At 42.7% G+C, this 14,422-nt stretch carries 13 protein-coding genes; 5 read left to right on the plus strand and 8 right to left on the minus strand.

The window, feature by feature from the left end; genetic code table 11:
- Positions 1 to 336 precede the first annotated feature (336 nt).
- Genes HWQ42_RS33400 through HWQ42_RS33420 form a run of 5 tightly spaced genes read left to right on the plus strand, consistent with a single transcriptional unit; the run spans position 337 to position 4,596 of the window.
- Positions 337 to 1,683 (plus strand): P-loop NTPase fold protein, encoded by a 1,347-nt coding sequence (locus HWQ42_RS33400; protein WP_292819892.1) that lies wholly within the window; start codon positions 337 to 339, stop codon positions 1,681 to 1,683.
- Positions 1,640 to 3,817, plus strand: coding sequence for a tetratricopeptide repeat protein (locus tag HWQ42_RS33405; RefSeq protein ID WP_292819895.1), 2,178 nt, complete (start codon positions 1,640 to 1,642; stop codon positions 3,815 to 3,817). Before HWQ42_RS33400 ends, HWQ42_RS33405 begins: the two co-directional genes overlap by 44 nt.
- 20 nt (positions 3,818 to 3,837) lie before the next feature.
- Complete coding sequence (locus tag HWQ42_RS33410) at positions 3,838 to 3,960, plus strand: hypothetical protein (RefSeq protein WP_292819898.1); 123 nt, start codon at positions 3,838 to 3,840, stop codon at positions 3,958 to 3,960.
- A 26-nt stretch (positions 3,961 to 3,986) separates the two neighbouring features.
- Positions 3,987 to 4,202 (plus strand): hypothetical protein, encoded by a 216-nt coding sequence (locus HWQ42_RS33415; RefSeq protein WP_292819901.1) that lies wholly within the window; start codon positions 3,987 to 3,989, stop codon positions 4,200 to 4,202.
- Positions 4,186 to 4,596, plus strand: coding sequence for a PIN domain-containing protein (locus tag HWQ42_RS33420; RefSeq protein WP_292819904.1), 411 nt, complete (start codon positions 4,186 to 4,188; stop codon positions 4,594 to 4,596). The genes HWQ42_RS33415 and HWQ42_RS33420 overlap by 17 nt, the downstream gene beginning before the upstream one ends.
- Here HWQ42_RS33420 and HWQ42_RS33425 read toward each other — a convergent pair.
- From HWQ42_RS33425 to HWQ42_RS33460, 8 genes are all read right to left on the minus strand, one after another.
- Positions 4,585 to 4,836: a type II toxin-antitoxin system RelE/ParE family toxin gene (locus tag HWQ42_RS33425; RefSeq protein WP_292819907.1), complete on the minus strand. Its 252-nt coding sequence runs from the start codon at positions 4,834 to 4,836 to the stop codon at positions 4,585 to 4,587. The genes HWQ42_RS33420 and HWQ42_RS33425 overlap by 12 nt on opposite strands.
- Entirely contained in the window at positions 4,833 to 5,072 is a 240-nt protein-coding gene (locus HWQ42_RS33430; protein ID WP_292819910.1) for a hypothetical protein, read from the minus strand. Before HWQ42_RS33430 ends, HWQ42_RS33425 begins: the two co-directional genes overlap by 4 nt.
- A gap of 534 nt (positions 5,073 to 5,606) precedes the next feature.
- A complete protein-coding gene (locus HWQ42_RS33435; RefSeq protein ID WP_292819913.1) occupies positions 5,607 to 7,472 on the minus strand; it encodes an ABC transporter ATP-binding protein in 1,866 nt (621 codons plus the stop codon).
- Positions 7,473 to 7,583: 111 nt separating this feature from the next.
- A complete protein-coding gene (locus HWQ42_RS33440; RefSeq protein ID WP_292819915.1) occupies positions 7,584 to 8,582 on the minus strand; it encodes an aldo/keto reductase in 999 nt (332 codons plus the stop codon).
- A gap of 179 nt (positions 8,583 to 8,761) precedes the next feature.
- Positions 8,762 to 9,382 (minus strand): GDSL-type esterase/lipase family protein, encoded by a 621-nt coding sequence (locus HWQ42_RS33445; RefSeq protein ID WP_292819918.1) that lies wholly within the window; start codon positions 9,380 to 9,382, stop codon positions 8,762 to 8,764.
- 154 nt (positions 9,383 to 9,536) lie between these two features.
- The gene (locus HWQ42_RS33450; RefSeq protein ID WP_292819921.1) at positions 9,537 to 10,205 is read right to left on the minus strand and encodes a dienelactone hydrolase family protein; all 669 of its coding nucleotides are present in this window, start codon (positions 10,203 to 10,205) and stop codon (positions 9,537 to 9,539) included.
- Positions 10,206 to 10,337: 132 nt separating this feature from the next.
- Positions 10,338 to 11,876, minus strand: a complete 1,539-nt coding sequence (locus HWQ42_RS33455; protein WP_292820281.1) for an amidohydrolase family protein — start codon at positions 11,874 to 11,876, stop codon at positions 10,338 to 10,340.
- Between the two features lie 242 nt (positions 11,877 to 12,118).
- Positions 12,119 to 13,483: an LLM class flavin-dependent oxidoreductase gene (locus HWQ42_RS33460; protein WP_292819924.1), complete on the minus strand. Its 1,365-nt coding sequence runs from the start codon at positions 13,481 to 13,483 to the stop codon at positions 12,119 to 12,121.
- Between the last annotated feature and the right edge of the window lie 939 nt (positions 13,484 to 14,422).

Raw genomic sequence — 14,422 nt, forward strand, 5'->3', positions numbered from 1 at the left:
GAAGAAGCAATTGTTGCAAAGTATGAAGCATTTGCAGCAACTGCTTATACATTTCTTGGAAATACTTAAACCTTTCTTATACATGAAGAAGCAATTGTTGCAAACGCTTCAATTTTGGCAACTAGTTTTCAGGGTTAAGCGAGTTACCAGTGCTGATACCAAGGAAAGGGGAGACAACGCATAGCTTTGGCTGTTTGGGGTGCAATGAGTGTAAGAATCATAACTAATTTCCTTTCCTTGCGCGCGGAGTTTTATGAGTTCTATAGCTGTATTTGCTAAATTTGATGGGCGATCGCTTAAAATTTAAAAGTTGGTAATTGTTATCTGCTCAAAAGAATGCCTGACTCAAGTTTTCAGCGTGCAAATACTCTTAAAGCGGCTTTTTTGGCTTGTAATGTTGAGCCGCTTGAACCAGCAGAAATGGAACGGTATTATGTCGATCTGTCGCTGGTGCGGAAAACTTCGGCTATTGATAATGTCAGTACAATTTTGGATTTTCAAGAAGCAGGTGACTTTACAACAATTTTATTTACCGGACATCGCGGTTGTGGAAAAAGTACGGAGTTAAAAAAAATTCAAAGCCTTTGGGAAAATAATTATCGGGTTATTTATTTGGAAGCGAATGAAGAGACAGATATTAATGATACTCGATATACAGATTTATATTTGATTGTAATTAAACAAGTTGAATTTGAATTACGAAAATTAGGTTTGACTTTTAATCAAGATTTATTAAAAAGTTTTGAATCATGGTTTAAAGACATTACTCAAGAAAACGAGCAAAGTGTCGAAAAATCAGTCAACGTCGAGGCAGAAGCCACTCTCAGCCCTACTGCGCCATTTATCGCCAAACTAATGGTCAAATTGCTGGCACAAATTAAAGGCTCGGACAAGCAAAAGACAACTATTCGGCAAACTCTAGAAAAAGATTTATCTCGCCTCAAATCTGATACTAATCTGTTATTAAGCGACGCTTACGCAAAATTGCGGCAAAAATTTCCTCAGTGTAAAGGTTTATTAATTATTTTCGATAATTTAGATCGGGTTCCTCCTGTCGTAGCAGAACATTTGTTCTTTGATTATGCGGCGCAGATGCAAGAATTAAATTGTACAATCATTTATACAGTACCAATTTCAATTCTTTGCTCGCCGAAAAATCCCTTAAATCAATTTGATGGTAATCCTCATATTGTGCCGATGATTAATATCTATGAATTTGAACGGCATAAATGCGATTTAAATTACGATCAGACGGGCTTAGATGCGATGGCAAGTGTAATTGAAAAGCGGGTTGATATTGATGCAATTTTCGAGAGCCGTAATCAATTATTAGAACTAGCAAAAGCTAGTGGTGGCCATGTGCGTCAGTTAATGCAAATGATGCGCTCTGCATGTCAAACAGCGAGTACCAAAAAACACACAAAAATTATCTCCGAAGATATAGAGTATGCAGTTAAACAGCAACAATTTAGTTTTGAGCGGTTTATTCCTGAAGAACATTACCCTCATTTGGCTCAGGTTTGCTTAACTAAAAATGTCAGTAAAGATGAAATTGGACAATTAATGTTATTTAATACTTCCGTGTTGGAATATAACGGCGATAAACGATGGAATTATCCAAATCCAGTGGTGAAGCGAAATGAGTTCTTCCAAGAAGCTCTCCAATCAGCACAAAAACAGTGAACTTCAAGCCGAAATAGGTAAATTTATTGCCTATAATAAAGATGAATTTGCTGAATTACTGACATTTGTCGATTTTGCAGAAAAATTTACATTAGGTTTTATTGAAATTAACTTTACACCCGATATAGACCTATTAATTGCTGGATTGCAACAGAACCCTCAATGTCAAGAAATCCAATTTGTGGTTTTAGATTTTCCTGATGGGAATTTACGATTTCTGCGGGATGAATTGGTGGAGCAATTAGCCAAAATTACTAAAGAAACAAATAAAAAACTTGTTTTATTAATTCGTAATTTAGAAAAATCGATTGGTGTTTTTGGAGATTATCCACCAGTTTTACAGGATTTAAACTTCGTCCGCGATTCTTATCGAAAAACTGTACCTCATCCGCTTTTATTTATCTTGCCAGATTATGCAATTTCGCGGTTAGCAAAATTTGCACCTGATTTTTGGGCTTGGAAATCAGGTTTATTTCGCTTTAAAACCACAGAATTGACTAGAGATAGAGCAATTGCCAATACTCTGAATACAGACATAAATATAGATCGCTTACCAACACCAGAACAACAAGAACGCATCGATTTATTACATCGCTTGTTGATGGAATATCACCCAACTGGAGAAATACCCAGCCCAAAACATCTCCGCAATTGCTGTAATATTTTAAATGAATTGGGCAAAGCGTATTTAAGCCAGCACAAACCAATCAAAGCTAGAGAATATTTAGAAAAAGCTGGGAAAATTGCCAAGCAATTTCCTGATTATTCCTTAGAAATCGAAGTTATCAATCAGTTAGGTAAAAGCTATCAGCAGCAACGACAGTTTGAAAGTGCAAACAGCTATCATCAACAAGCTTTAAATATTGCCAAAAAACAGAAAAATCATCCTGCTGTCGCCAATTCCTTGTTTTATTTAGGTAATGTCTCTTTGGATATGCGACAGTTCCACCAGGCACAGGATTATTATCAACAAGCCCTGGAAATCAAAATCGAATTTGGCAATCGCTATTCGAGTGGTAGGACTTACCACAACTTGGGAATCGTTGCCCAAGAGTTGCGGGAATACAACCAGGCACGGGATTATTATCAACAAGCTCTGGAAATATTTATCGAATTTGGCGATCGCTATTCGAGTGCTGGGACTTACCACAACTTGGGGAGGGTTGCCCAAGAGTTGCGGGAATACGACCAGGCACGGGATTATTATCAACAAGCCCTGGAAATTTATATCGAATTTGGCGATCGCTATTCGAGTGCTGGGACTTACCACAACTTGGGAATCGTTGCCCAAGAGTTGCAAGAATATGACCAGGCACGGGATTATTATCAACAAGCCCTGGGAATCAAAATCGAATTTGGCGATCGCTATTCGAGTGCTAAAACTTACCAAAATTTGGGAATCGTTGCCCAAGAGTTGCGGGAATACGACCAGGCACGGGATTATTATCAACAAGCCCTGGAAATTTATATCGAATTTGGCGATCGCTATTCGAGTGCTGGGACTTACCACAACTTGGGAATCGTTGCCCAAGAGTTGCAAGAATATGACCAGGCACGGGATTATTATCAACAAGCCCTGGGAATCAAAATCGAATTTGGCGATCGCTATTCGAGTGCTAAAACTTACCAAAATTTGGGAATCGTTGCCCAAGAGTTGCGGGAATACGACCAGGCACGGGATTATTATCAACAAGCCCTGGAAATTTATATCGAATTTGGCGATCGCTATTCGAGTGCTGGGACTTACCACAACTTGGGAATCGTTGCCCAAGAGTTGCAAGAATATGACCAGGCACGGGATTATTATCAACAAGCCCTGGGAATCAAAATCGAATTTGGCGATCGCTATTCGAGTGCTAAAACTTACCAAAATTTGGGAATCGTTGCCCAAGAGTTGCAAGAATATGACCAGGCACGAGATTATTATCAACAAGCCCTGGAAATCAAAATCGAATTTAGCGATCGCTATTCGAGTGCTAGCACTTACGGACAATTAGGATTGTTTGCACAAGCGCAGGAGAATTACGCGGAAGCTAGGGCTAATTTGCAGACAGCGTTGGAGATATATGTTGAGTATCAGGATGAATATATGGCTACGGTGACGCGAGAGAATTTAGAGGGTTTACCGGAGTAGAGGGATCTGGGCGATGTGCGATGTCTAACGACAAGCCGCATTGTGTCTACGCGTTTGGGTTTTGTGGGGAAGGGCGATCGCGTTTGCTTGATTGGTTTGTGGAGGTGCGATCGCTCTCCAGTTATCCTAAAAAGTTACAATGAGTATGGTATTTACAAGAAAAGTAGAAATGACCGCAAAAGACAAAATTCACGCTGAAATTGATAGTCTTAACGAAGAATATCTAGATGAACTATATCTTTTAATCCAAGATTTTGCCCAATCTAAACAACATCTTAAAAAACCGAGTTTCATGTCAAAATTGAAGCAAATCAAGATAAATGCCCCAGAGGATTTCGCTAGCAATCTTGATTCTTATCTAGCTGGGGATGAGGGTGAGAAATAAAATCTTTGTTGATACGTTATTTGTGGTAGCACTAATTAATCAGCGTGACCAATATCACCAGCGAGCCTCCGAATTAGCCGATAGCTTAGAAACTCAACTCTTAATCACAACTGATGCAGTACTTTTAGAAATTGGTAATGCACTAGCTCGTAACTACAAAAATGAGGCTGTTGAAATTATCGAGCATTTTTTTGGCTCAGATGAAGTGGAAATTGTGCGACTCACTCCAGAATTATTCGCACAAGCATTCACACTTTACAAAACCCATCAAGATAAAGCATGGGGTTTAGTTGATTGTATTTCGTTTGTAGTTATGAAGCAAGCTGAAGTCTCTCAAGCTTTAACTTTTGATCGGCATTTTGTACAAGCAGGTTTTCAAGCTTTAATGAGATAAGTTGGAAACTGAGTTGGTTTTGTTCACCACTAGAAGATCGTCGAAAATATCATAAATAACGCGATAGTCACCTATTCTAATTCTGTAAGCATTTTCTTTCCCTTTTAACTTTTTGACCCCATTCGGACGTGGTTCTGTAGCTAAATCATCAATTTTAATTTGTATACGTTCTTGAAGTTCTGACGGTATTTTTTTTAGTTGCTTCAATGCACCTCTCAATATTTCAACTTTATAACTCACGCAACTTCCTTTTTGATTCCTGTTTTTAATTCTTTTTTAGCTTCTTCCCATGACAACGAATTCTCAACACTAGCTTCTTTTTTAGCTTTGTCGTAGGCTTTTAAATCTTCTTCCTCTTCTTCTTCTTCGATTGTTTGAAGTAGTGCGTAAATCTCATCTAAAGTGCTATCATAAGCTTGATTTAACAGGATGTTAATCTCTTTAATTAATTGTTCGCGTTCCTGTTCACTTTTCATTTTTAGACCTCTTTTATTGCAAATATATGTTTATAATTTGTCTTTCTTACTCTCAACTGAGGCTATAACTAAGACAGTAATTCAATTATAAATGCGATCGCGTTTTGGGGTTTTGAGATGGGGAGAGGAAATAAATAAGTGTATTAACGCCTATACCAGTCGTAAAATTTACTCAAAATTTCTCTTTGCTTCCCTGCTCATTTCACGATAATCTCACTTTTTCGCGTTGCTCCTCTTAAGGAAGCGATCGCATCTGTATTTTATTTCCCTGGTGGAAAAGTTCCCCTGTCACCTGCATCGGTAGACTTACAATAGACATTCAAGCTGATTTTGAGGATGTAGAGAATAACAATAGTCGCGATCGATGCAGCACTTATGATATAGAACTCATATTTAATTTTTTAAATATACGTAGGGTGCGTTACGCTATGCGATAACACACCCTACTTCAATTACATTACTTTAGTTTTCTGGACTCTTTGCCGGACAATTCTTGAATTGAATTTGCAAATAAACCTCAAGTAGCGGCAAATGTCAAGCGATCATTTCCTCTTCGATGTTATCTGTGCCAGTACGAACCTCGTCGAGATTTTCCGGTAGAAATCCACCTGCTTGCATTTTCCATAATCTGTAGTAAGCGCCGCCGAGTGCCAGCAGTTTGGCGTGGGAACCATCTTCGATAATCCGACCTTTGTCGAACACCAGAATCCTATCTAGATGGACGATGGTAGAAAGTCGATGAGCTACTACGATGACCGTTTTCCCATTCATTGCTAAGTCGAGGGTATCCTGGATCGCTTTTTCGGTGATTGAATCGAGGCTAGAGGTGGCTTCATCTAAGATTAGAATCGGCGCATCTTTAAGGATTACCCGCGCAATTACAATGCGCTGTCTCTGTCCTCCAGATAACTTGACACCACGTTCGCCCACCAGAGAATTGTAACCATCTTTACTTTGGACAATGAAATCGTGAGCATGAGCCTTTCGTGAAGCCTCGATCACTTCCTCATCGGTTGCATCCAAGCGTCCATAACGAATATTTTCTAGCAAAGTGCGATGAAACAGAGACGGATCTTGGGGAATTAAGCTGATCTGAGCGTGTAGCGCATCCTGAGTCATATCTCGAATATCGACCCCATCAATGATAATCTGTCCAGATTGTGGGTCGAACAAACGCAGAATCAGATTGACAAAGGTGGATTTTCCAGAGCCAGATAAGCCCACCAGTCCGACACGCTGTCCCGCTTGAATGGTGACAGAAAGGTTGTTGAAAACTTTCTTTTCATCTGTGTAGTTGAAATTCACCCGCCGAAACTCAATCTTACCTTGAGTGATTGAGTGGGCGATCGCTTTCTCGCGATCAACCAACTCGTGCGGTTGAACGATGGTGAAAACACCATTGGCGACATTCCCCACATGTTCAAAAAATTCCAGAAAGCGGCGGCTTAAATTCCGGGCTTCACTAATAATCAACAGTGATAAGCTAGTTGCTACAACAAAGTCAGCAGTAGCGATCTTTCCTTGACTCCAGAGAGAGAGGGAGTAATACAGGGTGCTAATTTTTAGAATAGCTGCTGAGATGAACTGAAACCAGCGAATGCGCTCCGAGTACCAGTTGGACTCTCTCACATGTTTGAGTTCGTGCCTTAATTGCTCATTCAAATAGCGTCGTTCAAAACCAAAGCGAGCAAATAGTCGGCTACTAGTGAGATTTGTGACTGTATCTACAATGATGCCAGTTGTCTCACTTCTGGCGGCTGCGGCTTTCCGGGAGTAAAATCGGCAGCGAGTTGCCAGCCAGAACGAAATACTGATGAAGAGAACTGCCCATATTCCCACGAGTGCAGCTAGTGGAGGATAGGCGCGATACAGTATCGTCGTGGCGACGGAATACACAACAATTACTGGCATAAATTCAGTAATCATCATTTGCATCGTCTGGGTAACACCCAGAGAAGTTTCGCTAATCCGATGTGCCAATGCCCCGGAAAAACTGCTGCTCAGGTAGCGATGTGAATGGTGTTGTAAATAGGCATATAGCGATCGCACAATATGTTGTCGGTGGATTGGATGGAGGATTGTCTGCAAGAGTCCAGCCGAGCGCCCAAATACCACTTCACCCACACTCAAGCCGATGAACAACATCAAGGGTTGCTTCATGGCATCAAAAATGGGCTTACTGTCGCCCGTCGATCGCGTCACGCCCCGAATGATCTCACCAATAGCATAAGGCAGCATGATGCCACAGGTTGCGTGTATTACCTCCAGGATCACCATTAACACATACCACCAGCGAAACTGGTTAACAAAATAGCAAATGAACCTGAATGGAGTTGATGGCAAATCTGGTGCATCAGGAGCACGTTGAAAGGATTTGGATTGTCTGGTCTTTTTTGTCATGAAAGTTCCGGTTTGCAAACCTCTAATACCAATTCGTAATGATGCTCCTACATCGCTAGTGCTGCGCTAACGTAATTCATAATCATGAAAATCATTTTTTATCAATAGAAACTAACGAAGAGAATCTCCCCTCCGGTATTCGGCGGTTAGGTCGTCTAACTTTTGTTTCAAATTGTCGTCAAGTTTTAGTTCTAGCGCCTTGAGGTTGTCAGCAAGTTGTTCTGGACGGCTAGCGCCAATGATGGGGGCAGTGATAATGGGATTAGACAAAACCCAAGCCACTGCTAGAGTGGTGAGAGAAAATCCAGCTAGATCCGCTACTGTGCGTAAATCTTCGACAGTATTGAACTCGCGATTGCGCCAGTAGCGTTCTTGATAACGTTCTGCAGCAGCACCTAGCGTAAAACGCGTACCTGATGTGGGGCCTTGAGTAAAATTGTGTTTACCTGTAAGTAGACCACCTGCCAAAGGATTGTAGGAAATTACACCCAATCCTTCTTCTTTCGCCAGGGGCAATAGTTCTCGCTCAATTTCGCGGAATAATAGGTTGTAGCGGGGCTGAATTGAGATGAACTTGGTTAAATTGCGCGTCTCGGCACGACCCAAAGCACGGGCGAGTCGGTAGGCTAAGAAGTTGGAAACCCCGATGTAGCGCACTTTGCCAGCACGAACCACTGCATCGAGCGCTTCCAAAGTTTCATCAAGGGGAGTTGAAGCATCGTCGGAGTGCAACTGGTACAGATCGATATAATCGGTTCCCAGCCGCCGCAGAGAAGCATCGATCGCATCCAAAATATGTTTCCGGGAAGCCCCTTGATCCCAAGGTGCAGGACCAACTCGACCAACGCACTTGGTAGCTAAGATAAAATGTTCGCGTTTGCCTTTGAGCCAGCGCCCAACGATTTCTTCAGTGCGTCCAGCAGTAGCAAGCCCGCCACCGAGGGGATAAACGTCGGCTGTATCTAAAAAGTTGATACCACCATCGGCGGCGGTGTCGAGGATCTGCCTGGAAGTTTCTTCGTCGGTCTGCAAACCAAAGGTCATAGTGCCGAGACAAAGACGCGAAACGGTCAATCCAGTTTTACCGAGATTAGTAGTTGATAAGGTCATAAAAATGTTGTTGATTGAGAAAGTGTGGAAATTTTTAAATAGAATGCGACCTGTGTTCCGCCCCGCTTCTCTACGAGACGCTACGCGTAGCTTGCTTCCCCGCAGGGGTACGCTAACGCAAAACTAAAACCCTGACACATCGACTAAGCCATAATTAGCCAATAGGATAGTCGGTATTTTTAAGGCGTGAACCAATTTAACCAACCTTCCCAGTTTTGGACGATCGCAGCAAATTCTGCATAACCATCTGCTTTTGGGTGAGCGCCATCATTAGCTTTTGCTTCTGCTAGCCAGATTGGTGACTTCACCAAACTGGAAAACGCATCAAGATACGGAACATCTAGTTCGTTACAAACCAACGCGAATTCCTCTGAGAGATTTGCAAGAATTTGATTTCTTTTTTCTTGATCAACATCACCACAGGGTGGCGGACTAACCATCAAGATCGGATAGAGTTGCTTTGCTTGGCTTAAAATACTGCGAGCATTTGCGATCGACTCTGAAAGTTCGATTCCTTGCTGTTTACCCGCCCATCCTGAATCGTTTGCCCCAAAAGAAAACACTACTCGACCATCGGATTCTCTGGGGAGACGATAGGAGACTTCTGAGTACCAACGTTGTTTGAGATACCGACTTGTCTCTGCCCGCACGCCCAAGTTGTAATGGGTGATAGCGTATCCTCTTAACTCAGCATTGCGGCACACTCTACCTGTCCAACCCAAAAACTCTGGATCGCCTGTGCCATTGACAAAGGATTCACCGATAAAACAAATTCTGATTTCTTTGCGAGAATCTGACATAAGTCAACTGAATTTTGCCGAAAAAGTTCGGTTTTGACTTGAGAAGAAGCATTATGTTCATGATTCTAGAAGATATTAATATATTGTTATGTTAGGCAGGCAGGACGCTGCCTACCTCACAGAATATTGCAAGTTAGTTTTTGAACATTTTACTTCAAGCGACTACAGAAATTTCACGACGGTTCTGGGAAATTAGCCATTGTTGTAACTTCGGATCGCCGTATACTTCATCTGCAATAAAATGATCGCCTTCCGGTAGCACTGTCAAATCAACTTTCCCCCCGACTTTGCGTAAGCGCTCAACAAAATTCTCTGTATCCTCAATCGGCAGATTTTTGTCCTGTCCACCTTGGAATATCTGAACGGGAATGTCTTTGAGTGCAGCTAGTTCGCTTTCTGCTAATGTTTTTGGTACACGTCCAGAAACAGGTACTAAACCTGCGAAGCGATCAGGATGTAAAGCAGCGATATGCCAGATACCCGCCGAGCCTAAGCTGAACCCAGCCAATATCACTCGCGCTGGATCGACAGGCTGAGAAACAATCAGTTCATGAAGCAAAGTAAGCACATCATCTGCTCGATCTGCCCAAGTCTGTTCAGCCGGAATTTGGGGTGCAGCAAAGACATAAGGTAACGAGTCAGATAAATCCACGAAACGAGGTAGACCCCATTTCAGTAGCACATTCAAATCCGTCCCGCGATCGCGTCCTCCGTGCAGAAAAAGTATTAAGGGTGCAGGTTTGTTGGCATTGTCAGAAACAGGCGAGAAAAGATAAGGCAAGGAACCATTGTTGGTGTCGTGAGAGCGTTGTTCGACAGGCATTATTGACTCCTAATAATAATTTGGGGATTGGGTACAAGAGGCAGAGGGGCAGGGTGCAAGGGGGAGAATGAGTAATTAATTTACCTCTTTCCCCTTCTGCTCCCTGCCTCCCTTGCTTATTCACCTCGCCTTTTACGCCACCACTAAACTCTTGTCCACTTGTTTAAATTCGGTGTTACCTACCTTGGATTCGATCGCTGTACCCTTGAAGAAATCGGGGTTAGCTTGGGTGTAAAACTTGTAGGGATTAGCGAATACATAGGATTTGAAGTCGGCTTCGGAAATAACGCCTTCTTGCACGAGATCCCAGCTTTCAGCTAAGGGGGAAGTTAAGTCTGGCACATCCCAGTGACCAACATCTGAGGAATAGATGGCGTTGATTTTGACTCCCAAGGGATTGGCTTTGTCATTGAATGCCGTAGCGATCGTGCGATCGTCAGACTCGGAACCAAAGAAGAAACTATTCACCCAGCGATCGCGGATGTCTTCAATTGTTTCAATACCTGCGGCTGCAAAATCGTCCAATTCGCTACCAATCGGCGCACGGCTATGACGGCTGAATGAAGCTCCCAGTACAGTCTTGGTCAATTCATCCTTATCGAGGGAATACCCTTGAGTAACTTCTGCACCGTAGCGCTCAAATATTTCAAACAACTCATCAGAATTCGTCAACGCTGGATTGTAGTTTTCCAGTGCCTTGATATTGCGCTTGGAGAACCGATCTACTAAATGGATGTAGACACGCGCACCCCAATCTGCACCACCTTCCAGCATCGCTACGCGCAACTGTGGAAAACGTTTGGTAACACCGCCGAAGAACAGCGCTTTCGCAAATGCTTCCGAACCATCGGCGAAGTGACCGATATGGTTGTTCATATAGTTACTGATGGAAGAGCGTCCAGTCCAGCCTTGACTGCCGTAATGGGTGGTGACGGGTACGCCCAGTTCCACGACTTTGGCCCAGAAGGGATCGTAGTCGTATTCACTATCTAGTCCGTAGAAGTCGATATAAGAAGCATACTTGGCGATTTCGGGGAATTTATCAGCTGGATATTTATCAGCGATCGCTTTAATCGGCCGTTTCACCCCGCCAGTAATATTAATCACTTTTAAACCAAGTGTTTTTACTGCAAACTCTAGCTCCTCAATGCCTTCTTGGGGAGTAGTTAAGGGAATACCAGCTACCGGTGTCAGGCGATCGCTATATTTCCGGTAGATATCAGCATGATAGTGATTGACCGCGCGTTGCAGTGCTTGACGATTCTCTGCACTCGCTCCAGCTGGTGCTAAAACATTGTTGGGAAACAGCACCGAATAATCCGATCCTTGTTCCGCCTGACGCTCATAGAGCAATCCGGGAAGGGTGTAAGTAGCGAGATCCAATGTGTTTTTAGTAACTCTAGCCCACCAAGGCGATCGGATTGTGCGGTTATATTGACGTTCTTCAGGAGTTTGTTGATACCAGTCTTTACCGTTGCTCTTGGAGTTGAGACGGGAAGCTTCTGTCTTACGTAACTCATCTACAAGTTTCACACCGCCGTACTTAGCGATGTAATCCTCAAAAGCTGGCGTGAAATCATTGGTATGAACATCGGTGTCGATTACTGGATAATCAAGGGTTGCTCTGATTGCAGCAGAACGTGAGGTCTTCAATCGGCTATATTCAGTCATGTTTTTTTCCTTACCTACGGCACAAAAATTACAGAGTTTTTCAGCATCCAATGCTGCTATTGACAAATACATTTCTTGTAGAGACGGCGATTTATCGCGTCTCTCCACAATCGCGTCTCCCTACGATTTTCTGTAAGGCGGCGATCTACAGAAGGTACGCTTTAAAAGGTATGGCTTAAGCATCCGTGAAAAATTCATTTATCCTACAGCACTATAAACACAGTGCAGATATGAAAAGTCATTTACGCCAACACCAATCTTTCATCTAGTTGTTTAGCGACAAAACGATTCATCGGACGACGCAATCCCAGGTTTTCGCGCAAAGTACTGCCTTCGTATTCAGTACGGAACAGTCCGCGTTTTTGAAGGACGGGAACGACTAGGTTAACGAATTCATCTAATCCTGTGGGAAGGATTGGCGGCATGATATTAAAGCCATCTGCTGCACCGTTGTTGAACCATTCTTCTAGTTGGTCAGCAATGGTTTCGGGAGTACCAAGTATGGTGCGATGACCTCGTGCAGTAGCAAGAGAGAGATACAACTGACGCAGCGTAAGACTGCCACGAGTCGCTAAATCTTTGACTAGTTTGAGACGACTTTTGTTAGTGTTGGTGTCGCTGGGTAGTTCGGGAGCCACATCATCTAAAGAATATTTCGACAAATCCACACCCTTGTAATAGTTATTTAAAATCCCCCAAGCGACATCGGGATGGATTAACGATTGCAAGAATTCGTACTTCTCTTGAGCTTCTGATTCAGTACGGCCAATGATTGGGAAAGCACCAGGCATAATTTTTAGATCGTCTGGCGATCGCCCATATTGTGCTAGCCTACCTTTGACATCAGCATAAAATTCTTGGGCATCAGCTAGGGTTTGATTGGCGGTGAAAATCACTTCGGCAGTCTGTGCAGCCAAGTCGCGTCCTGATTCGGAGGCTCCAGCCTGAACAATCACCGGATAACCTTGGGGCGGACGACCAACGTTTAAAGGGCCTTTTACAGAGAAATATTTGCCCTTGTGGTTCAGTGTATGCACTTTATCTGGGTCGAAATAGATCCCAGATTCTTTGTCACGGATGAAAGCATCATCTTCCCAACTATCCCATAGACCTTTCACCACTTCCACAAACTCTTCAGCGCGTTCATAACGCTGGCTGTGTTCTGGGTGATGCTCAAGTCCGAAATTAAGTGCAGCATTCTCATTGCCTGTTGTAACTACGTTCCACCCGGCCCGGCCTTTACTCAAGTAGTCTAGGGAAGCAAACTTACGTGCCAGGGTGTAGGGTTCTTCATAAGTGGTCGAAGCGGTGGAAATGAAGCCGATGTTTTGGGTTACAGAGGATAAAGCCGAGAAGAGGGTGACAGGCTCAAAATGGGCAATTTTACCATTGCGATGCTGAGTTTCTGGAGCGCCGCCCCAGACTCCTGGACTATCTGCCAAGAAAACTGCATCGAATAAGCCGCGTTCAGCAGTTTGGGTAATTTCTTTATAATGCTCAAAATTCAGTCCAGCATCTGCTTGTGTATCGGGATGTCGCCAAGCAGAGACATGGTGTCCGGTAGCTTGAATGAATGCACCTAAACGAATTTTGCGTGTTGTACTCATGCTTTTTTCTTTTCTTAAAATTGCCTTAGCAGTAGCTCTATGGTTGGTATCGCTGATTTGTATATAGCTACGTCAGTCATGATTTAACTGCCGCTACGATAGTTTGGCTAATTCCTAATTGCTCAAATGCCTGACACATCTCGATCAAATCCAGATGCCTACATGGCAATTGACTGATGACAAGATGACAGCATTAGGGTTTAAATCGCTGATATAAGTCCCAAAAATACTCGGATAGCATATCGACAAAATCTTTTCCCCATAAAACTTTGAGGTATTCGTGTCAGTCATTCAGGCATTCACCCCTTGCTACACACTGAATGTAATCATGGAATGCTCTCTAGCAACCAAGCTTATCGTTCAGTTATTTAATAATTGCTCAAAAATCAAATAACCGAATTGTAAGCAAGTTTAAAAGCACAGCAGAATTAAGGATGCTGCTGCTTGGCGCTCGAATTACCATAAATTTATTTAGTAATTTTACCCAGCAGATATGAGCCTACACGATCGCTACAAAAAAAGATGTGTTGGCAATCACAATCTCATGAAAAACTAATTATTAGCTTCACTAATATTAAGTATTGCAAACTATTGGTTTGCGAAGTATATAGTTATGTATGATGTCCAAAGCTGATTAGACAATACTCTAGGTTCGCTTGACCTCTCCCCACGGCTAGAAACTGCGGGTTTTTAGTCTGGCAATTGAGAATAGACACCAATGTGGCAAAACTGTTTGCACGCATGAAGGCAACAAGTTTTTCAATGTCATCTTCTCGAAAAGCATTTGGGATGCAATACAGTTCAGTTAAGCAATTTTTTCCTTCTCTTTCTTCTCTCTGCATCCTCTGCGCCTTAGCGGTTCGTTAAAAAACTGACTTGGATAACAGAGTTTTAGCCTTAACTGAACCGTATTGATTTGGGATGTACATAATATACATC

This window comes from Nostoc sp. JL23 (genome assembly GCF_017115065.1).
GTDB lineage: Bacteria > Cyanobacteriota > Cyanobacteriia > Cyanobacteriales > Nostocaceae > Nostoc > Nostoc punctiforme_A.